This window comes from Microbulbifer sp. ABH2_005 (genome assembly GCF_056160005.1).
Genome location: NZ_JBSWWI010000001.1, coordinates 2,666,193 through 2,687,731, shown reverse-complemented (window position 1 = coordinate 2,687,731; position 21,539 = coordinate 2,666,193). Strand labels below are relative to the sequence as shown.

Here is a 21,539-nt window from a genome sequence, read left to right as displayed (position 1 = left end):
CATGATTAGCGCTGTCACGACATGACAAAAATATTTCAATTGCCCGCCTCCCTTTGCTAGAATCCGCGCCGATTTTGAGAGAGTTAATTCATGGAGGACTACAAATGAAAACTATTGCAAAATTAACTGCGTCAATTTTGGCTGTTGCTGGCACCATCCCTGCTCAGGCAGATACAACATTTGATTTACCGAATTTTAGTCAGTGTTCAGAGGTTGCGACTCAAAGCAATACTAACGACCGCGAGGTATATCGCATTTTTTCAGATTTTTACTATGAAATCGAAGATAAACGCGAGTATGCCATTACTGCGGTGAAGGACTGGGTAAAAAATTATGCAGCCAGCTGTATCACTTCCACCACCCAAATTACACTGGATGACGTGCAATGTGATGAATTTGTTGGCGGTGCGCCAATTTGCCGTATTGAAAGTGACGAAGGCGATTATGTCGTTGTAAAGGATTACGTTGATTCCACAAACATAGTACTTTCCAAGCATGATCAGCAACGCTGGCCTGGGGTACATTCTTCCAATGACATGGATATGCTGTGGGTAGCTAACCCTGCGCAATGTTACTCCGATCTGCTGGGCTCTGGCTGGGATTCCCAGGCTTATTACCAGGATGCGTATAACTATCGTTACTTCGGTGATTACCGCTTTGTTTTAGCTAGAACTACTCGTGATCTTGTACAAAACCTGGCGGGGCAGTCTGAGCAGTGTGCTTATGAAACGACAGGTATTGAAGCTTACAAAATGGAATGTGCAGAGACTTCAGGCGGCACCAAGGTGTGTGCTTCCAGGTACACGAATGCTGGTTATTTCGTATTTGTTAGTGACGATAATCACGGTATGCACGTTGTATTTAATCGCTGGGATTAATAAATCTCATTGACTATGAAAGCTCCCTTGAGTGGGGGCTTTCAGCAAGTGGGGCTTTCAGCGTATGCATCGCCTCTCTCACTCTCCTCTTCTTAATAAAACTCTACAACAGCGCTGCTTATCCTTATCCATAACTTCTCAAATGGCTGTTCTCAGCGATCAGCATATCAAGACTTTTGTGACTCACGATGAATGCCCGTTATTAATTCTGCTCGGTACTTTTGTTGCCTAGTGTTTTGGGTGAAAACTATTTCTCTATCTTCCCGCATTGAGTGTCTTAGTCAATCTTCGACACGCCTTGCTATGGCACCTGCTGACTGATAGGCTGTAAATGTGATCACATTTTTACCTAAGTAGCTTCGCGAATTCTCCGGGGGTGGCTTATTTTTAGGATTGACAGGATCAGGGAGCAGATTGATGCAGGGTGAAATTCTACCCGCCATGCCTAAGCAGGCTGCAGTAGTAGCGCACTTGATTGCCAAGTTGCTATTCGTTCTGGTAGGGCATAAGCGCAAAATTAACGCTGAACAATTAGCCGAAGCGAGCAGCAAATTGCTAGCCAGTGATAGTGGTTTTAATGCCTTCCTTTATTATGTTGAGGGTAACCCTGTAGCTGTTATTACGGTGTCCAGGTCTGCGGCTATTTATGCCGGAGGCTTTTACGGTGTGATTGAAGAATTTTACGTGGAGCCTGAATACCGTAGCCAATCGATCGGCAAAAGATTACTTGACCGGGTGATTCAATTTGCAGAGGAGCAGGGTTGGTCTCGCTTGGAAGTGAGCACACCAGAAAAGGAAAAGTGGAAAAGAACAGAAGATTTTTATCGTCGAGAAGGTTTTTCAGGTAACTCTAATGGTGAGAGACTCAAGTTGGAGATTTAGAGCTCTCTAAGTTTATAAATCTAAGAGGAGCGATAGATATTGAAATAGATTCGCCTTTCTACTCGTGTAGTTTTCTTTCCTGAGCCTAAGTTCAATCTAGTAGATGTTTTACCGGTATTTTTTTGTTTGACTATTTGGTCCCGATAGGAGTATTCCCTGTCGGGAATACTGGTTAACAGTGTCATAAACTCGTTCTTGATTTTTGCAGTTTAATATAATTAACTGCTCTCCAGTTTTCGGTAGTTACACCTTTGAGCTTTTTAATTTGCTGGGATGATTAACCTTTCATATCGGCCTTCAAAGGTGCAGAAAATTTATATATGGATGAAGTGAGTTAACTATATAAATCTATATTTATAAGCAAAAGGTCAGGTAAAGCAGTCGGCCGTTTTTATTACAAGGAAAATAATGAAACGTCGCGATCTTCTTAAAGCCGCTGGTGCCCTCTCTGCGCTGCCTATTGCTGGTATGACATCTTCTACAGCTCAGGCAAGTAATCGCTTAGAGAATTTTCCGAAATCTATTATGCACGGTAGTCTGCAGGACTCAGCCGGTTTTCTTAAGGTAGTTCAGGGTAACCTGCCAGATGATGTCACCGGTCACCTGCTGATGGCCGAGGGTATCCCTCTCGCCCCTAATCATTTGACCCCCAACGGAAAAGGCGCGCTCACCCGGTTGGATTTTAGTGGTAGGGCTAGTAATAGCAGTGTTGCTTATACACGAAAAATGATCAGAACCGCCTCTGCAATTATGCAGGAGCAGGATTTGAGTGGTTTCGACAAGTTTAATCTGCTGGGTGGGACGATCTATTCCAGTGCAAACCTGGGTTTCATGAATTATTGCAACACGGCCCCCAACTATATGGGGGATAACCGCTTTGCTATGAGCTACGAGGGTGGAATGCCCTATGAATTCGATGCGACCACACTGGAAATGATAACACCTATCGGTGAGGTGGATGAGTGGGAATCCAGCCTGCCGCCACTGCTCGATAACCTAACGCCAAAGAAGTGGCTGTTCCCGCAAATTCGTACCACAGGCCACCCCTTCTTTGATCTGGAGTCGGGTGAATGTATCACCATAAATTATGGTGGCAACATGGGTGACTCCGGGCGCTCGGGCTTTATTCGCCTGATCTCCTGGGATCAGCAGGGGATTTTTAAAAGCTGGAATATTCGCGATCGTCAGGGAAACAACGCCTACATTGCTGCCAGCTCTCACTCCCTGGGGGTTACGCGCAATCATGTCATTATTTTTGAGACAGCGGCCAGGGTGGAGTCTACCCGTATTCTCGGTACTCATATTGTATTGCCGCAGGAGCACAGCACCCGCTGCTGGGTGTTACGCAAATCTGATATGGTGCCTGGGCGTGAAGATATTATTGCCGATTATCTAGAGTTGGGCTTCGATACTTCGGATATTGTTTGTAATTATGATGATAGCGCTGGTGAAATTACCCTCTATGGTCAGTATATGGGGGCCATGGATAAGTCTGAGCAGCTATTCCGCTATGAGATATTCCAGGAGGGCGGGCTGGTACCGAAATGGCTGTCCGGCTATCCAGCAGCACCGGTGGATGTCGGTGGTTTGGTGCGGGCACGGATACAAGTAACTTCCGACTTCGCGCGGGAGATCAAGGAAGACTATCAGGTTATTCGAGATGAAAACCTGTTGTGGGACATGAATGACCCGGCTTATCGTGGCCACTTCCAGTTTCCTGAAACCTTTGAGCATCTCTATTGGGCCGCGGTGGGTTACCGTCCCGATTTGGTTTCAATGCGCGTATCTTGGGCATACCGCAATTACCCTGAACGTTTATATAGCTATTGGGATATGCCCGAGCAAAGCAGGCCATCTGCTTTGGTGCATATGGATTGCTCCCGTATGCAAATTGCCGATGCGTATCAGTTCCCCGATGACTGTGTGATGCGCACTCCGCAGTTTATGGCTCGACCTGGGTCCACCGCTCAGAATGATGGCTACCTGATAGCCGCCGTTGTTCGAAAATATCCGAGTGGCGCTCAATCCAACGGCAAAGAATTTTGGATATTCGATGCCGCTGCACTCAGTAGGGGGCCACTCTGTATTCTCGCCAGCGACTCCCTGGAATTCGCCACTACGAATCATGCCCTATGGGTGCCTTCTATAAGCCGTCGCCCCGCCGCGGCTTATCGTTCTGGATATGGGGACTTCCTGCGCGGTAAGGCGCCGGATCACAGCCGCAATGTTCAGGACATTATCAACCGGGAGCTTCTGCCAAGGTTTGGTTAATTTTTCTGATTAGTTGACATACAACGACTCTGTAATACAACAACAAGGAAACAAAGGCATGTACCATCAATTACTCTCCGGGCGATGTCATTTGTTGCGCCGGGCCACCAGTTTTTTATGTGCGGCAGGTTTGTTTTTTGCTGCGGGGGCTTCGGCGGAGCAGTTACCTCCACCCATTGATGTACCAGAGGTTATAAAAAACTACCAAGAGACTCAGGAATGTTTTCCAGGGGTTATTCATGACCCTTCAACGATTGCCGAGGTGCAGGCAATCGTGCGCGATGCAGCCGCTCAGGGCCGCAAGGTCATGACCGGCACACGGCGTTTCAACAGCCAGATAGATGCTGCCTGTGCCGGTAATGGAGAGGTGCAAATCACCCTGGAAAATATGGATCAGGTGGTTAGCCTGGACAAAGAAAACCGCCTGGTAACCGTACAGGCCGGTATGCGCTTTAATAATTTGGCGGCCTACTTACGTGAGCATGAGCTCAGTGTGCCTATGGTCACGGAGCTGGCGATCTTCTCGATTGGTGGGATGCTCGGTAGCGGCACACATGGTTCTACCTTTACCCAGAAGAGCAATATGATCTCGGATTATGTCACCGAGATAAAACTCGTTGATGGTAAGGGGGATCTACGTGTTATTAATGGTGAGCTACTCAATGCTGCACGGGTTAATCTGGGCGTGTTGGGGGTTGTGGTTGAAGTGACCATCGAAGCCGAGCCGGGCTACAAGGTGCGGGCCAAAGTGAAGGGGCACCGGGATGACAGCGACCTGGAAAATGTTGTCTTGGATCTTGCCCGAGATAACCACTCTGCAAATATTGCCTGGTTCCCTGGGTTGGGGCGCTATACGGTAACCACCTATAACAAGGTTCCCTTGGACACCCGGGGCAATGCTTATAACGCTCAAGCCGATGTCTCTGATTTTTCCGAGTATCTGTTTGGCCTGATTTTCGATAGCCTTCATGAGGCCGACAGTGCAGCTTTACAGTGCTTTGCCGCGTCCCTGCGCTATACAGCCCGCTCCAGCTCCTACTTCCGCGATGTTAATACGGGTCTCAAGAAATTGATTAAACCCACAGGCCATGCGGACCTGATGCAGCATTTTGTTTGTAAAGAGCCGAATAATTGTGTCTGGGACAAGCTGCCGATTGCCTTACAGGAAGTGGCTATACCCTTTGAGGAGTTGCCCAACTGGATTGCCGATGTGCGCCAGATTATCGCCCACAGCGAGCGCACTTGCTTCCCTTTGAATGGTATTTATTTCCGCTTTGGCAAGGCCTCCGACAGCTACCTGGGAATGAGTGCCGGGCGCGATACCGCTTTCGTAGGAATTGAGTACACCCTTCGCCAGCGTGGTGAGGCGGTGCCGAAAAACTACTTTGTGAATCTGGAAATTGAACAGATGTCCCTGCGGAAGTATGGTGCCAGGCCGCACTGGGGTAAGAACTCGGTGGCTATTTTTGAGGATATGCCTTCACGCTTCCCCAAATGGTCTCAATTCCTCGATGCCAAGGCTGAGCTGGACCCGGAGAATGTCTTTACCAATCCGTTCTGGGAGCGTGTCAGTGGCCAAGATCCACTTGAGAATTACCTAACGCCACATTGTAATGCCGATGGTCAGTGCTATTGCAGAACCGATGAGCACTGTGAGCAGGGGGCAAGCTGCCAGGCCGGTAGTTGGTATTCTGAGGCGCGGATTTGTAAGAAAGATTAAGTTTGTATTGATGCAAAAGGGGTGGCAGTTTCGCCACTCCTTCTCATTTTTTTCGATTGATCGTTAATTATTTGACAGATGCTCTTTAATGAGCAGGCAAAACTTTTCTGGGTTTTCTATTGGCAACATGTGATTTTCTGAAGCAACTTGTAATAGTTTCGATGTCGAAATATGACTGGCCGCAGATTTGGATACTATCTGAAAGAGCTTTCTGGTTTTACTGCCGTATCCAATCGTAGTTGGAGTTGGGATTTCAGATAAGTGCTCTTTATCCAGGCAGGGCTTTTCGGTTTGGGAGAGTTGTAAGGGGAGGGTGTGCGCATTTTCCAGTTGCTGGTCACGGAGTTCTGGTGCTTGTGAAGAGAAATATCCAGCTCTGTTCCCGGAGCCATCGATAAGAAACTCGACAGCCGCCTCAAGCTCACCATTAGTAACTGCGTTAAATACCTTACCAAACATGGCTTCGGCATCCTGCATAAATTCTTCCATCTTCTGGGTGTCTAGATGTCCTGGGTACCCAGGTTCATAGACAAATAGGCTTTTGAATAATTTGGGTGCTTTTATCGCTGCGCTTAATGCAACGTCAGCACCATAAGACCAAGCGATCAAATGAAAGGGGCCCTCATTAAGGGTGGCTGCAAAATTAATCAGATCGTTGGCATGCGTATCAATACCAAAACTTCCCGTTTTTCCTTTTTTTTCAGCGCCGAAGTGTCTTTGGGTGAGAGAAACAACCCTGTACTCTTTTGAGAGTATATGGTGATGCGGCTCCCACATTCTTTCATCGGCAAGTGCACCATGAAGAAAGAGGATAGTTTCTTTAGGTTTTTCTGGTGAGTACTTTATCATGGGTATATAAACTTTATTATTTATTTCTAATTTTTACTCTCTGAATCAGAGTGTGCTAATAGCTTGACTGTGCACCTCTATGCCCTAAGGTTTTATTTTTGTAAAGTTTGATAAGGGCCAAGAAGCTGATAGCGGCTAAGTTTACTCCGATTCCCCAAGTTTGTTCATTTAAAAAAGAAAGTGCGTATTCAGCACCGACACTCAGGCGATATGTGCCACTGATGGGTGGACAGGTCAATAAAAAGGATGCGCCTATTCCGGTGGCAATTTTGAAGTTCACTACAGGAGATGTGATCCAGGGAATCTGTGCGATAAAAGCCCGCTCAAGATGCTCTATATTTGAAAGGTCTTTTAAAAACGTTAAGCCCGCATAAAGTGAGTATACAAAAAAAGTGAATACAAAGCTGTTGCCAATTACTTTGTAGAATGTTAATTCTCGTGAGGCCACGGTATCCACTGCAACCATAATGATTCCAACGGAGCTGCCGCCAATTGATGTGGCCAGTAAAATCTGTCTGATGGTTGTTTTCAATGATTTTCCTTTAAAGACCAGTTTCCTCAGGCTCTTTTACTGATCGCTTTTTAAAGGCCAAGTATATTGATAAATTGATCATATATGAGGGACTATTTCTCTATACGCTGTCCTGATCGGTACAAGAAATAAGGGCAGGATTTATTAACGAGCGAATTGCTTTGCTAGAGCGCCTGGGTGTAATACAGGCGCTTTAAACCGAGAGGATTGCTTTGAAAACTTATCAGAGTCGTGGCAGGAAAGACTTCCTGTCTATTTTATTTCTCCAACAACTGATCCAACGGCAACTCAGTACGGTAGCGTACCTGCTTTAAAGAAAAGCTGCTCTTGATATGGTCAATTCCCGGCAGCTCTGTCAGCTTTTTATCGAGAAACTCCTGGTAGGCCTGCAGGTTGGGGACCACAACCCGGAGCAGATAATCGAAGTCGCCGGTCATCAGGTAGCATTCCATAACCTCCGGCCATTGGCCGATAACGGATTCGAAATCCTGCAGCTCTTTTTTCACCTGGTGGTTGAGGGTGACCTGGATAAAGACGCTGACTGGAAGCCCTACTTTTTCCGGCTCCAAGAGGGTCACTGCGCGCTTGATAAAGCCCTGTTCATTGAGGTTTTTGACCCGGCGTGAGCATGGGGAGGGGGAGAGGCAGACTTTTTCTGCCAGCTCAATATTGGGGATAGTGGCATCTTCCTGGAGAATCTCCAGGATTTTTTTATCAATGGCATCCAGTAAATAGGCCATGGTCTTTTTCCGTATCTCTTCTCTCTGAACGAACACCGGATTATCCGGCCGCTTCACTGCCTTGCCGGCATGACAAAACATCCCGGTTGAATCCTGTCTGGGCAATTATCCTGTTTTATTGCAGCGCCGTGAAACCGTTTATTCTTTGCTATCAATATTCATTCGCTCGCCAGCTCAGCGCTGGGTGACCAGCCACTATGCATTCGTTCATTCTGCCTTTCCATTTGTCGTCCAGCGAGTGAGGAAAATGGTCATGCGAAGGGATAGATCAGTTTGTATCCCGCATCGACATCCCCGTGAAGTTCCTAATCGATGAATCCCTAAAAAACCGGCTTTTTGAGTGAATTGTTGCTAGCAGCTTATGATCTTTAGCGAGTTGTGTCCGTATTATGCCCTAGCCAGGCTTATTTTGGTATGACCTGCCTGGCCGGGCGGTGTTAATTTTAGCGGCTAAGCAGATGCCTCGGTTTGGCTTTCGACTGGCTCCCTCAGTGTTGAGATGAAATAAGCACTGTGACACCCGCCATCGAACCGGGCAAAAGAAAAGCAATAATTAATAAATAGGTGGTACCCATGGCAATGGTCGAAGGCGATCAGGAGCTGGGCTTTGATACAGAGTATTCTCTCAAGGCCGCGTTTACCCGCGATTCTGGCCGGGTCTTTTTGACCGGCATCGACGCACTGGTGCGCCTGCCGTTGATGCAGAAACGCATGGATGAGCTGGCGGGCCTGAATACTGCGGGCTTTGTTTCCGGTTACCGGGGGTCTCCCCTCGGTGGTTACGACCAAGCCTTGTGGCGGCACAAGAAGTTATTGGCTGAGCACGATATTCACTTCGAGCCGGGTATCAATGAAGATCTTGGGGCCACCAATATTTGGGGTACCCAGCTGATCGATCACTACCGCAAGCAGGCCACTCGCGATGGGGTCTTTTCCATCTGGTATGGCAAGGGCCACGGGGTGGATCGCACCGCGGATGTGTTCCGCCAAGCCAATATCCAGGGTACCGCCAAGCTCGGCGGCGTGCTGGCGCTGTGTGGCGATGACCACACCGCTGAATCCTCCATGTTCTCCCACAATACCGATCAGATTTTTGAATCGGTCATGATGCCGCTGTTGTTTCCCGCCAGTATCGATGAGTATCTCACCCTCGGGCTCGCCGGTATTGCCCTGTCGCGCTTTTCCGGCCTGTGGGTGGGTTTCAAAGCGATTACCGAAACGGTGGAGGCCGGTGCCTCTCTGGTGGTTCCGAGCCTGCCTCAGTTTAGTATTCCGGCGGATTTCCCCATTCCCGCGCACGGCCTGAATTACGATCCGCACCTTAACTGGCCGGCGGAGCGCCTGGAATACGAGCGCCGCATGCTGGAGGAACGCCTGCCGGCGGCGCGGGCTTTCGCCTATGCCAACCGTCTGGATAGAACAACTCACAAGGCCGAGCGCAAGCGCTTTGGCATTGTGACGGTCGGCAAGGCCCACGGGGATCTACTCGAGGCGTTGCAGCTCCTCAACCTGAGCGAAGAGGACCTGCGCCAGGCGGGGATTGCCATTTACAAGGTGGCAATGTCATGGCCCCTGGAGCCCCGCGGTATCGGTGAGTTTGCCGATGGCATGGAGCGCCTGCTGGTGGTTGAGGAAAAACGCCCACTGGTGGAAGACCAGCTGAAGAATCTTTTATATGGCTGGGAAGATGGCCGCCGCCCGAAAGTGGTCGGTAAGAAAGATCTCAATGGTGGAGACCTACTACCTGCAATCTGGGGGTTTGGCCCGGACCAGGTGGCCAAGGCCATCGCCCGCTGGCTGGCGGACACCGATCTCGCGCAGCGACTGATTCCACTGGCAGAAAAGCTGGGCGGTAATGTGCCGCAGCGTGCCCAGGGTCTATTGGCGCGGGAGCCGATCTTCTGTGCTGGCTGCCCCCATAACACCTCCACCAAACTGCCGGAGGGCAGTCTCGGCAGTGCCGGTATCGGCTGTCATATTATGGCGCTGGGCAAGGGGCTGCGCACCGATACCTATTCCCATATGGGCGGTGAAGGCGCGCACTGGGTGGGGCTGTATCGTTTCTCCAGTGCCGAGCATATTTTCCAGAATATGGGTGACGGTACCTATAACCACTCCGGGCTGCTGGCTATTCGCCAGGCGGTGGCCAGTAAGGTCAATATCACCTACAAGATCTTGCTCAACGATGCGGTAGCCATGACCGGTGGCCAGCCCGCCGATGGCGAAGTAAATGCTCCCAGCCTGGCCGCGCAGCTGCTGGCTGAGGGGGTGGGTGAGGTGGTCCTGCTCAGTGAAAACCCCGATCACTGGCACCAGCACCGCGGCCAGTTGCCGGCGAAGGTGGAAGTACTGGACCGTTCCGAGTTGGATGCCGTCCAGCGTCGCCTGCGTGAAACGCCCGGTGTTACCGCCATTATTTACGAGCAGGTGTGCGCCGCAGAAAAACGCCGCCGCCGCAAGAAAAAGCTGATGGTGGACCCGCCCAAGCGCCTGCTGATCAACCAGCGTGTATGTGAGGGTTGTGGCGACTGCAGTGTGCAGTCGAGCTGTATCGCCGTAGAGCCACTGGAAACTCTTTATGGCCGCAAACGCCAGATTAACCAGTCCAGCTGCAACAAAGATATGCGCTGTGCCGATGGTTTCTGCCCCAGTTTTGTCACTGTCGAGGGGGGGGAATTAAAAAAACCACCGGTGCAGTCCCTGGCCGAGTCCCTGGATGCTGCAATTGTCAGTTTGCCCGCAGCGCCGGTGGCCGCCTTGGAACAGCCACTCAGTATTTTGGTGGCCGGTATCGGCGGCAGCGGTGTTCTTACCGTGGCCGCACTTTTGGGCATGGCCGCGCATCTGGAAGATAAGGGCAGTACCACGCTCTACTTCACCGGCCTGTCACAAAAGAATGGTGCGGTGGTTGCTCACGTAAAGGTGGGTGCGCGCCCAGAGGCCATTACCACCGCGCGTATCCGCGATGGCGCCGCCGAGCTACTACTCGGTTGCGATATGGTCACCGCTGCCGGTCAGCGCCCCAAGTTTGCTACCGGCAAAATGCGCGCGCTGGTCAATACGGCCGAGGTGCCTGTGGCGGCGTTTGTGCGTAACAACGAACTGGCCTTCCCGGCAGATACTACCCAGCAGAGCATTGAGTCCCTCTGTGCTGAATACTTTGCCTTCGATGCGAATAAATACGCTCAGGCACTGTTTGGCGATACCGTTGCCAGTAACCTGATGATCATGGGCTTCGCCTGCCAGAAAGGGCTGCTGCCTATTGGTGAGGCGGCACTGGAGAGGGCGATCGAACTGAATGGTGTGGCGGTGGAAAACAACCTGCGCGCATTCCGCGCTGGGCGTTTGTTGGCGACGGACCCGAGGGCGATTGAAAAACTGGCGGTGCCGGCGCAGCCAGTAAAAATGATTGAGCCTCAGGAATCTGTAGAGCAACTGATCGCACGTTTGAGTAGCGAGCTGAGTGAATACCAAAATGCCGCCTACGCTCGCCAATTCACACAGTCTATAGCGCCGCTGCAGCGAGCGGAGTCGGCCCTGGCCGGCACGGCGGGGGAGTTGACCCGCACGGCGGCTAACAGTCTGTTCAAAGCCATGGCCTACAAGGATGAGTATGAGGTAGCGCGCTTGTACAGTGGCGAGGATTTCCAGCGCCAACTGCGCGAGACGTTTAGCGGCGATTACTCCCTGAAATTCCATATGGCCCCGCCCGTATTGGCTCGCCCTGATGCCAGTGGTCGGGTGCGCAAGATGCAATTTGGTCCCTGGATGGGCCGCTTAATGCCGCTGTTGGCGCGGGGTAAAGTACTGCGCGGTACCGTGCTGGATGTATTTGGTTACACCAAAGAGCGCCGTGCCGAGCGCGATTGGGCCCGCCAGGTGGCTCAGGCGGTGGAATCGGTGGCGGCCCAGCTAAGCACTGATAATATCGCCGCGGCGCGTGAGCTGCTGGAGATACCCATGCAGGTGCGTGGCTACGGCCATGTGCGCGAGCAGAAGTTTGCCCTGGTGCAGGAGCGCTGGCAGAAACTGTTTACTCAGTTTTCCGCTCGCAATGGGGTAGAGGAGCCGGCAGCAGTTTCTTGAATTATTTAGAGAGTGTCAGAAGGCGAAAGTAAAAATTCATACTTGCATAGATCGTAGCCTGGGAATTTGACAGGGAATGCGCTTGAGGCATGGATGCCGATAACCTGGATACAGGTTTTAAATACCTCAAAAGCAGAGTTTTGCCAGGGCTTATCCTGGCCTGAAAGGGATGAGCGGGTTGAGGAACAGCCCGCGGATTCCCGTAAGGGACACCGGGGCCGCGACTGCAGAAAAACACAGGCAGTCCATGTCCTGGGTGGCGATGGGCCTGTGTACCTGCCCCGGCTCGCGTAACACGAAATCCCCCCGCCCATATATACCATTGTGATCGGAAAAACTGCCATGCAGTACCAGGGCGAATTCCTGCCCACGGTGATCGTGTTTTGGCAGACCACTGCCACTGCGCAGGCAGTGGAAAGCCACCTCGTAATCCCTCTGCCCAGACTTGAGCCGACACATTTGCAGGTTCCGAGTCAGGGTTTTCCATCGCCGGTTAGGGTTGCTGGCCAATAGTTTATTCAGAACTTTGGGCAAATGATCCATGGCCGGCTCCCCGCCAACCGGTACTGGAGTGGGGGTATCTTCGCTTTTATGAATGATCTTCTCTGGAATCTGGCCGATACGTTCCATCAGTCGCTCGAAAGCATTGGCTTGCAGGGGTTGTGCGGGACTTCCGTTGAGGAGTGAGCCACCGAGATTATTTAAGGTAGACAACTGGGAGCGACAGTCGGCACACATCTGTACATGGGCAGCAACAACCAGGCTGGGGCCGCGGGCCAGGCTGCCGGAGGCGTATTCCAACAGAAGATTTTCATCCGGGTGGTGGCGAATCATTCGGCGTTCACCTGACGAACCTGGCTTGTAATTTTTTCATGGCCAAGCGCACACGGGATTTGACCGTACCCAGGGGAAGGCGCAGTTCTTCGGAAATTTCGCTGTGGGATTTTCCCTCCATATAGGCCTTTTCCAAAATATGGCTCTGCTCTGCGGGCAGGGCGCTGAGGCCGTCGGCGATATCGCGTTCGTTGCGTTTATGTTGCAAAAATAACAGGGGCTGGTTTTCCAGGTTTTCATCCCAGATATCGGCCACATCAACATCGCTGTCGCGATTCTGGTGGCGTAGACTGCGGCGCAGCATATCGATACGGCAATTGCGCATAATGGTAAATATCCAGGTACTGGCCGAGGCTTTGCCCTGGTCAAAACAGGGGGCCTTATGCCATACCTTGAGCATGACTTCCTGAACCAGCTCATCCGCCGCTTCGGCATTGAGTGCCTGGGTGCTGCGGCTGTGGTGGAAGCCCTTGATCAGCGGGGCAAAATGTCGGAATACACGCTCGAACGCCTGGCGATCGCGCTGGGCGCCAACCTGCGTCAGTAGCCTGCTCCAGTCATCCTTGTAATCCTGGGAAGCTTTCACCGCAATTCCATTGCCGTTGTGTCTTAGTCTATGCGCCATATTAGCGCTCTCTACTGTGATGTCGATCTTTTACTACGCTTGTGCTCGGCAAATGGATTGGGCTTTTTTTACTTTGGCGCTGTGATCTGCCTTCCGCAGGCTAACGTAAATGATAGGGATAGCGCTGGGGAATACGGTGGAAGGGAAGATGAGCAGCCGAACATTGGTTAAGGAAGTGCAATCCTATTATCGGGATTTCTTGGTTAGGGATCCCGCCGAGCTATCGAAAATATACAGCGATAAAATTGTATTCCGTGACCCTTTGCACCGGATTGAGGGGCTGCCCGCTCTGAAAACATATTTCTCTGGTATGAGCCGCGGGCTCACCCAGTGCCGTTTTCGTTTTGAAGAGGCTTCAATTACCCATGATAGTGCTTGCCTGCCCTGGTATATGCACTATGCGCACCAGTCTTTGAAAGGTGGTCGGCCGCTGCGCTTGCGCGGCTGCAGTTTGGTGCGCTTTTCAGACAAAGTGTTTTATCACGAAGATTTTTACGATATGGGGGCGATGGTCTACGAACAGGTGCCGCTACTAGGTTCTCTTGTGCGCAAAATTAAACTGCGCCTGGGGCAGGGCTGACTGGTGGCGGAAATTCGCGATAAGACACTATGGATTACGGGGGCCAGTTCCGGTATCGGCCGAGCCCTGGTCCTACGTCTTGCCGATCACAATAATTTTGTGATTGCCAGCGGACGCCGGCGTGAAGCCCTGGCAGAGTTGCAGCAGTTTGCTCCCACGCGCATTCGCATACTCGATTGCGATGTGGCCGATGACAGTGCCATGGCCTCTACTTTTGAGCGTCTCAAGGATTTAACCGATCACCTGGATGGGGTGATCGCCTGTGCCGGCACTTGTGAATATGACAATGATTTACAGCTAGAAACCGCTATGTATCGGCGGGTATTTGACGCCAATTTCTTTGGCGTCGTGAATACTCTGCGTTGTGCTTTGCCTCTGTTGGCTGCCAGCAAGTCTCCACTTTTTGCCGCATTAGGCAGCTTATCTTCGGTTGTACCTTTTCCCAGAGCGGAGGCCTATGGCAGCTCCAAAGCCGCGCTCGATTACTTTTTGGCATCGGTACGTGCGGATACCTGCCATACAAACCTCAAGGTCGTGCTGGTCCGCCCGGGATTTGTCGACACCCCCCTTACCGCGCAGAACGACTTTGACATGCCTTTTTTGATTAGCGCGGAGCAAGCAGCGGAGTATATTGAGGTGGGGTTGTCTCGCAAAAAATCCATAATCGATTTTCCTCTGCGCTTGAGCCTGCCACTGCGTTTTCTCGGATTTTTCCGTTCTCTTTGGTTTCGTTTTTGCACACCAAAAATAAGTAGGATTCGTACCTTAAGGAAGAGTTGATGCGTATTGCCATCGTCGGGAGTGGAATTGCCGGCATGACGGCGGCTTATCTTTTGAGCCGCAAGCACGAGATCACCGTATTTGAAGCGCAGGACCGACTGGGTGGGCACACTGCGACGGTCGATGTGCAGGAAGGTGATCGCACCCTGGCCATCGATACCGGTTTTATTGTGTATAACGACTGGACCTACCCGAACTTTATTCGCCTGCTCGATGAGCTGGGCATCGAGTCCCAGCCGACCTCCATGGGTTTCAGCGTGTGCTGCGATCAGGAGGGCTATGAGTATGCCGGCAATAACCTCAATACATTATTTTCTCAACGCTCCAACCTTCTCAGCGCCGGTCACTGGCGCATGCTGTGGGACATAGTGCGATTTAATCATACGGCCACGCGGGACTGGCGCGAAGGGCGCTTGCATGAAGGCCTGACCCTCGGAGAGTACTTGCCGGCGAATGGTTACTCGGCAGAATTTGCCAATCGCTACCTGGTTCCCATGGGGTCGGCGATTTGGTCAGCCAGTGTGGCGCAGATGCTCGAATTTTCGGTAAGTTTTTTTGTGCGTTTCTTTTTCAATCACGGCCTACTCAACCTGGTGCGACGGCCCCAGTGGCGAGTGATTAAAGGGGGCTCCCGCTCCTATATTCCCACACTGATTGCACCTTATGCCGACAGGGTTAGGCTCTCTACTGAAGTGCAATCTGTCAGACGTAGGGAGCAAAATGTGGAGCTGCTGACTTGTACGGGTGAGCAACTCAACTTTGATCAGGTAGTGTTCGCCTGCCACTCGGATCAGGCGTTGGAGTGTCTTGAAGATGCCTCTGGGTTGGAGCGGCAATTGCTCAGAGCCATTCCCTACGCACGCAATAGCGTGGTATTGCATACAGATACCAGTTTATTACCACAACAAAGGCGCAGCTGGTCCAGTTGGAATTACCGGCTAGGAACTGAGCGCGATGAGTTACCGGTGCTGACCTATAACATGAACATTTTGCAGGGGCTGACAACAGATAAAACTTACTGTGTCACCCTGAATGCCGAGGATCGTATCGCCCCAGAAAAGGTGCTTGCGCGCTTTGAATATGCCCATCCCCAGTTTTCTGTAGCGGGCACTCGTGCCCAGCAGCAATGGACGTGCATTAATGGGGTAAACCGCACTTGGTTTTGCGGTGCTTATTGGGCCAATGGTTTTCATGAGGATGGGGTGAGCAGCGCTTTGCGAGTCGCCGAGGGATTGGGAGTAACCTGGTGAAGGGGAAACCTTAATGGAGGCCGCAACAATGGAGAGCGCCATTTACACCGGTTGGGTCCAACATCGCCGCTTTTCCCCCCGCCAAAATGCCTTCCGCTACAAGGTTTTTATGGTGTATCTAGACTTGGCGGAGCTAGAGCAATTTTGTGCACTCTCTCCCTGGTGGTCGAAAAAGCCATGGGCTCCAGCCCGTTTTCGCCGCGAGGATTTTTTTGGCGACCCGGAATTCAGCATTGATGAGGCCGTGCGCCGCAGGGTTGAGGCGGTTGCCGGGGAACGCCCGCAAGGGCCCGTGCGTATGCTCGCCAATTGGCGTTACTTTGGCTACAACATGAATCCTATCAGTATCTATTACTGCTTTGATGGCGAGGGCAGGGAAGTGCGTTGGTTATTACTGGATGTTCACAATACCCCCTGGAAAGAGCGCCACAGCTATGTGCTGGATTGCCGCTCCGGGGCGCGGGTGCAGAAAGTGGCTTTTGCCAAGACTTTTCATGTCTCCCCCTTTATGCCCATCTCCCAGGGCTATCATTGGAGAAGTATTACGCCGGGTGATCGCCTCACTGCTTATTTACAGAATTTTGATCGATGTGGCCAAGGGGAGGAAGAGCGTCCTCTATTCGATGCCATACTGAGCCTGCGCCGTTGCGAGCTGAGCGCAGGCCTTCTCAATCGTATTCTGGTCCAGTATCCATTTATGACTGCAAAAGTGATTGCCACCATTTATTGGCAGGCGCTGAAGTTATGGTTCAAGCGCACTCCTGTCTATGCGCATCCCGGTGACAGGGGCAAAGTTCAGGGAGGGGAGAAGCATTTATGAATCCAGAGCAAACTTCGCGGGCAACCGTTGGAGAGGAGAGTCAGTCTTGGTTAGTGCGACTCGCGCGCAAGCTGGTCTTGGCTAAGATGCAAGTGGTAGAGCGGGGCCACCTGCTGATTGAAGATGGGGAAGCCAGTTACCATTTTGGCCAGCCAGTGGAGCAGGCAGCGGTGCGGGCGCATATTCGCGTTCGGGATGCCAGTGCCTATGTACAGGTACTGTTAAACGGCACCATTGGTTCGGGCGAAGCCTATATGCAGAACGCCTGGGACTCTCCAAACCTGTTGGATGTGATCCGCCTGATGGTCGATAACATGTCCCTGATTGAGAGTATGGATAGCCGTGGGAGTCAGCTGCCCCGCATGGTGTTACGCGCCTTGCATAACCTCAACAATAATAATCGCAGGGGTTCCCGCAAAAATATCGCCGCGCATTATGATCTGGGAAATGACTTTTTCCGCTTATTTCTCGATAAAACCATGCTCTATTCCTCGGCCATGTTCCCCTCTGAGCAGGCTACCTTGTACCAGGCTTCTGTTCACAAAATGGAGCATATTTGCCAAAAGTTGCAATTAAAACCCGACGATCACCTGCTGGAAATCGGCACAGGTTGGGGTGGCATGGCTATTTACGCGGCAAAACACACAGGTTGCCAGGTAACCACCACGACAATCTCTGCAGAGCAATATGAGTATACCCGCCAGTGGGTGGAGCGTGAGGGACTGCAAGATAAGGTGCGTGTGCTGTTACAGGATTATCGGGACTTAGACGGCAGCTTCGATAAATTGGTTTCTATTGAAATGGTGGAGGCGGTGGGGCATGAATATCACCGTAAGTTCTTTTCCATTTGTAGTCGTTTACTAAAAGAAGATGGCCTGATGTTTATGCAGGCCATTACTATTTCGGATCAGCGCTACCATCAATACCGCAAAGACATCGATTTTATTCAGCACTATATTTTTCCCGGTGGTTGCCTGCCATCCAATCAGGTTATTGCTCAGCAGATTGCCACCGCTACTGATATGCAGATTGTGGGTTTGGAGGATATTACTGCGGACTATGCGCGCACACTGAGGCACTGGCGCAACGCATTTTTGAGCAGGCTGCCACAGGTGCGCAACCTGGGTTTTGATGACCGTTTTATTCGGATGTGGGAATTTTATTTGTGCTACTGCGAAGGTGGCTTTATGCAGAGGGTGATCAGTACCGCTCAGTTTGTCTTTGCCAAGCCGCGCGCTCTTATCGACTGATATGTGGCGCTTTATCGCCAATGCTTTGCTGTTTGATATTGCCTGGCCCCTTTGTGTGATCGTTGCGCGTCCCTGGATTGTTGTGCCGTTTACGCTGGTCAATTTATTTATTCACTTGTTTTTTGTCGCTAACCTGCGCAGAGAGCCTTTGTGGTTGGGGGGCGTGTTTCTTTTTGGCGTGGGGGTGGACTCGGTACTTTTTCATCTGGGAGTATTGCAAAACCTCAGTGGTATTTCCTGGCCTCCCATCTGGCTGGTATGTCTGTGGTTAAATTTTGCCATGACACTGCGCTACAGCCTGGTATTCCTACAGCGTAATTTATGGCTGGCTGCGTTGTTAGGCGGCTTTTTTGGTCCTTTTAGCTATTACACCGGTGCCTTCTTGAATGGCACCGTAGAGTTGGGCCAGCCCTTGTGGCGATCATTGATGTTACTGTCGCTGCTGTGGGCGCTGATGCTTCTGGGATTTAGCTACTTGGCGCGCACTATAAACCCCACCTATCGGTGAATGGCCGTGCAGCCGTGCAGCCGTGCAGCCGTGCAAGCTGGCGCAAAGCTTGTATTCGGCGGCCTCGCCACCTATACATACCCTACTCAATTAAAAATGTAATTTCTGGTTCAGTCACCTTATTTTACCAACGCCACCAAGGAGCCAGCCATGAAAGCTTACCTCGTGCGGGCCCTGATCTTGGTCGGGGTTCTGGGGGCACTCGATTCCAGGTGCCTATCGGAGGAAGTGGTCGTCGACGAGCGGGGTGAATTTAGCGAGATCGACCCGGGAGACGAGAATGGTGAGGGTGATGAGAACGGTGAGGGAGACGAGAATGGCGAAGATGACGGGTTTGGTACTGTCGCCGGTAGTCTGGTAATTGCTTCGGATTATATGTTCCGCAGTATCTCGAACTCGAATAATGGTCCTACCGTCCAGGGCGACCTCAACTGGACCCACGATATTGGTTTCTATATTGGCGTCTGGACAACCAATACGGACTTCGGTGGCCCCGGCAATAGTATGGAGTTTGATCCCTATGTAGGGTGGTCGGGAGATCTGCCTGAGACCGAAATTAACTTGAATATTGGCTATTGGTCTTACAACTATCCAAAGTCGGAATTTGATTTCGACTATGCCGAAACCTATCTGATCCTTAGTTTTACGGTGGATAAATTAACGATCAGCCCGAGCCTCTGGTATTCAAATAACTACTTTGGCAGAGACTTTCTCAATAATGTCGATTCTCTGGCCTATGAAGCGACCTTTAGCTTGGAGTTGGCCAGCTACATGGATATTTCTGTGCATCTTGGCGAGCAAACTTTTGAATCTTCCTACAACCATCTCAATTATGGTTATTACGACGCCGGTATAGACTGGACAATCAGTGATTACACCCTGGGTTTACGTTGGTACGATACCGATGGTGTCGATCCATTCCTGGCTGCCAAGAATCTAACCGATGGGCGCTTTGTTTTTAAAGTCACTCGCAGCTTTTAGAGTAAATCATATACGCTTTTTGCCTGATCTACGTCGGCGAAAATTTCACTTCGAATCTTCTTTTTTGACCCCAGTGAAGCCTCCGCTCATCGACCATCTACTCAATCATCTACGTAAAAAGCTATGGTTGGAAGCCATGTAAGCTGGCATAGGGTTGGAAATTAAATTTAAAAAAACCCTATGCCTTCCCAGCTCAGTTAAGTTTGCGGGTTCATCCACTAATCCTGCGCTTACCTGGTATTGAGTAGGGCTTAGCGCAGAGAGCGCTCCGGTTTTTTCTCGCGCTGGCTGCTTTCCCAGCCACTCGCCACATAGCTCTCTGCCGTGGATGGCTTTAGTAATGACTTACCCAGAATATGATCGGCGGCTTTCTCGCCAATCATGATGGTGGGGGCGTTGAGATTGCCATTGGTGAGGGTTGGCATGATGGAGGAATCTACCACGCGCAGGTTTTCTATGCCGTGTACCCGGCATTCGGGATCCACTACGGCCATTTCATCCGTGCCCATACGACAACTGCCGGCAGGGTGATAGGCGGTCTCGGCGGTTTCGGCGAGCCAATGGTCGATCTCATCGTCACTTTGCACGTCCGGTCCCGGAGAAATCTCCCGCCCTCGGTAAGGGTCCATGCCTGCCTGGGCAAAAATCTCACGGGTGAAGTGCAGGCCAGAGCGAAAGGCTTGCTTGTCCTCTTCATGGTCTAAGTAGTTGAAGACCATTTCCGGTGCGGCTGCTGGATCTGCCGATTTGAGTTTGACCCAGCCGCGGCTGAGCGGTTTGTTTGCGCCCAGGTGTACCTGAAATCCATGCCCTTTCACCGCACTGGAGCCATCGTAAGCGATGGCGCCGGCGAGGAAGTGGTACTGGATATCCGGATATTTAAGGCCGGCGCGGCTGCGAATGTAGCCATTGGATTCGAAATGATTGGAAGCGCCCAGGCCCCGTTTGAAGAGTAGCCAGTTGATGCCAATCCAGGCCTTGCCCAGTGGCCCGAGCCAGCCGTTGAGGGTGATTTTCTGTTTGCATTCCTGCTGCACCCAGACCTCGAGGTGGTCCTGCAGGTTTTGCCCGACACCAGGCAGATCGTGTACGACTTCGATACCGTGTTCCTGCAGGTGGGCCGCTGGGCCTATACCGGACAACATCAGCAACTTGGGTGAGTTGAATGAACTGGCGGAAACGATCACTTCTTTATTAGCGCGCGCGCGAAAGATTTTTCCGCCCTGCCGGTATTCCACACCTATGGCTTTCTTGCCCTGCATAATCACGTGAGTTGTGAGGGCATGCATTTTGAGTTCGAGGTTACTGCGGCTCAGAACCGGCTTCAGGTAGGCGAGGGCGGTCGAGCAGCGCACACCGTCGCGCACAGACATGTCCATGCGCCCGAAGCCCTCCTGCCGATAGCCATTGTAATCCTGGGTAAAGCCGTAGCCCGCCTGAGTACCGGCCTCAATAAAGGCGCGGTAAAGCGGGTTTTTCATATTGTTGCCGTTGCACGCGGTGATAGGGCCCTGGTCGCCGCGATAGGCGTCACTGCCATAGACACAGGTTTCGGCTCGGCGGAAGTAGGGCAGGACATCCGCGTAGCCCCAGCCGGATGCGCCGTGCTCCACCCACTCCTCGTAGTCTCCAGCGCAGCCCCGAACAAATGCCATACCGTTGATCGAAGAGGAGCCGCCAATGACCTTGCCGCGGGCCTGATGGATTCGCCGGCCATGCAGCCCCGGCTCCGGTTCGGTATAAAACTCCCAATCGTATTTAGGCATATTCAGCGGAATGGAAAACGCTGAGGGCATACGGATATAAATGGAATTATCCTTGCCGCCAAATTCCAACAGTAAAAGGCTGTTTTTGCTGTCCGCCGTCAACCGGTTGGCCAGCACGGCGCCGGCTGAACCCGCCCCCACCACGATATAGTCAACAGCCTGATCAAAGTCCTGATTACTCATCTGT

Annotated in this window: 18 protein-coding genes; 12 read left to right on the top strand and 6 right to left on the bottom strand. The window is 51.5% G+C overall.

From position 1 onward, the window contains the following. The first annotated feature begins 104 nt into the window (after nucleotides 1-104). The 4 genes from ACXAFI_RS11720 (at nucleotide 105) to ACXAFI_RS11705 (ending at nucleotide 5,751) form a co-directional block, all read left to right on the top strand. Nucleotides 105-878: a hypothetical protein gene (locus ACXAFI_RS11720; protein WP_475108951.1), complete on the top strand. Its 774-nt coding sequence runs from the start codon at nucleotides 105-107 to the stop codon at nucleotides 876-878. A gap of 417 nt (nucleotides 879-1,295) precedes the next feature. Next, a complete protein-coding gene (locus ACXAFI_RS11715; protein ID WP_475109818.1) occupies nucleotides 1,296-1,760 on the top strand; it encodes a GNAT family N-acetyltransferase in 465 nt (154 codons plus the stop codon). A 408-nt stretch (nucleotides 1,761-2,168) separates the two neighbouring features. Continuing rightward, entirely contained in the window at nucleotides 2,169-4,031 is a 1,863-nt protein-coding gene (locus ACXAFI_RS11710) for a carotenoid oxygenase family protein (protein ID WP_475108950.1), read from the top strand. Nucleotides 4,032-4,089: 58 nt separating this feature from the next. Then, the gene (locus tag ACXAFI_RS11705; RefSeq protein WP_444921717.1) at nucleotides 4,090-5,751 is read left to right on the top strand and encodes a D-arabinono-1,4-lactone oxidase; all 1,662 of its coding nucleotides are present in this window, start codon (nucleotides 4,090-4,092) and stop codon (nucleotides 5,749-5,751) included. 63 nt (nucleotides 5,752-5,814) lie between these two features. On the opposite strand, the gene ACXAFI_RS11700 is transcribed toward ACXAFI_RS11705, so the two are convergent. From ACXAFI_RS11700 to ACXAFI_RS11690, 3 genes are all read right to left on the bottom strand, one after another. Next, nucleotides 5,815-6,600, bottom strand: coding sequence for an alpha/beta fold hydrolase (locus ACXAFI_RS11700; RefSeq protein WP_444921718.1), 786 nt, complete (start codon nucleotides 6,598-6,600; stop codon nucleotides 5,815-5,817). Between the two features lie 55 nt (nucleotides 6,601-6,655). Further along, nucleotides 6,656-7,132 carry a hypothetical protein gene (locus tag ACXAFI_RS11695; RefSeq protein ID WP_444921719.1) on the bottom strand — a complete coding sequence of 159 codons (477 nt, stop codon included), beginning with the start codon at nucleotides 7,130-7,132 and terminating at the stop codon, nucleotides 6,656-6,658. 257 nt (nucleotides 7,133-7,389) lie between these two features. Continuing rightward, nucleotides 7,390-7,872: an Lrp/AsnC family transcriptional regulator gene (locus ACXAFI_RS11690; protein WP_152456185.1), complete on the bottom strand. Its 483-nt coding sequence runs from the start codon at nucleotides 7,870-7,872 to the stop codon at nucleotides 7,390-7,392. 573 nt (nucleotides 7,873-8,445) lie between these two features. Here ACXAFI_RS11690 and ACXAFI_RS11685 point away from each other — a divergent pair. Further along, a complete protein-coding gene (locus tag ACXAFI_RS11685; protein WP_475108949.1) occupies nucleotides 8,446-11,958 on the top strand; it encodes an indolepyruvate ferredoxin oxidoreductase family protein in 3,513 nt (1,170 codons plus the stop codon). Between the two features lie 150 nt (nucleotides 11,959-12,108). Here ACXAFI_RS11685 and ACXAFI_RS11680 read toward each other — a convergent pair whose 3' ends face one another. Further along, the gene (locus tag ACXAFI_RS11680; protein ID WP_444921722.1) at nucleotides 12,109-12,792 is read right to left on the bottom strand and encodes a ChrR family anti-sigma-E factor; all 684 of its coding nucleotides are present in this window, start codon (nucleotides 12,790-12,792) and stop codon (nucleotides 12,109-12,111) included. Nucleotides 12,793-12,799: 7 nt separating this feature from the next. Further along, on the bottom strand, nucleotides 12,800-13,417 hold the full coding sequence (locus ACXAFI_RS11675) for a sigma-70 family RNA polymerase sigma factor (RefSeq protein ID WP_152452845.1): 618 nt from the start codon (nucleotides 13,415-13,417) through the stop codon (nucleotides 12,800-12,802). Between the two features lie 148 nt (nucleotides 13,418-13,565). Between ACXAFI_RS11675 and ACXAFI_RS11670 the strand changes: the two genes are divergently transcribed. From ACXAFI_RS11670 to ACXAFI_RS11640, 7 genes are all read left to right on the top strand, one after another. Beyond that, nucleotides 13,566-13,997 carry a nuclear transport factor 2 family protein gene (locus tag ACXAFI_RS11670; protein WP_172975339.1) on the top strand — a complete coding sequence of 144 codons (432 nt, stop codon included), beginning with the start codon at nucleotides 13,566-13,568 and terminating at the stop codon, nucleotides 13,995-13,997. A 3-nt stretch (nucleotides 13,998-14,000) separates the two neighbouring features. After that, the gene (locus tag ACXAFI_RS11665; protein ID WP_444921723.1) at nucleotides 14,001-14,777 is read left to right on the top strand and encodes an SDR family NAD(P)-dependent oxidoreductase; all 777 of its coding nucleotides are present in this window, start codon (nucleotides 14,001-14,003) and stop codon (nucleotides 14,775-14,777) included. After that, nucleotides 14,777-16,027: an NAD(P)/FAD-dependent oxidoreductase gene (locus ACXAFI_RS11660; protein ID WP_444921724.1), complete on the top strand. Its 1,251-nt coding sequence runs from the start codon at nucleotides 14,777-14,779 to the stop codon at nucleotides 16,025-16,027. The genes ACXAFI_RS11665 and ACXAFI_RS11660 overlap by 1 nt, the downstream gene beginning before the upstream one ends. Nucleotides 16,028-16,040: 13 nt before the next feature. Continuing rightward, on the top strand, nucleotides 16,041-16,847 hold the full coding sequence (locus ACXAFI_RS11655; RefSeq protein ID WP_444921725.1) for a DUF1365 domain-containing protein: 807 nt from the start codon (nucleotides 16,041-16,043) through the stop codon (nucleotides 16,845-16,847). Then, nucleotides 16,844-18,097 carry a class I SAM-dependent methyltransferase gene (locus ACXAFI_RS11650; protein WP_444921726.1) on the top strand — a complete coding sequence of 418 codons (1,254 nt, stop codon included), beginning with the start codon at nucleotides 16,844-16,846 and terminating at the stop codon, nucleotides 18,095-18,097. Before ACXAFI_RS11655 ends, ACXAFI_RS11650 begins: the two co-directional genes overlap by 4 nt. Next, entirely contained in the window at nucleotides 18,063-18,605 is a 543-nt protein-coding gene (locus ACXAFI_RS11645; RefSeq protein WP_475108948.1) for a DUF2878 domain-containing protein, read from the top strand. Before ACXAFI_RS11650 ends, ACXAFI_RS11645 begins: the two co-directional genes overlap by 35 nt. 150 nt (nucleotides 18,606-18,755) lie before the next feature. Next, nucleotides 18,756-19,586 (top strand): TorF family putative porin, encoded by an 831-nt coding sequence (locus ACXAFI_RS11640; protein WP_475108947.1) that lies wholly within the window; start codon nucleotides 18,756-18,758, stop codon nucleotides 19,584-19,586. A 251-nt stretch (nucleotides 19,587-19,837) separates the two neighbouring features. On the opposite strand, the gene betA is transcribed toward ACXAFI_RS11640, so the two are convergent. Then, nucleotides 19,838-21,535 (bottom strand): choline dehydrogenase, encoded by a 1,698-nt coding sequence (betA, locus tag ACXAFI_RS11635; RefSeq protein WP_475108946.1) that lies wholly within the window; start codon nucleotides 21,533-21,535, stop codon nucleotides 19,838-19,840. Between the last annotated feature and the right edge of the window lie 4 nt (nucleotides 21,536-21,539).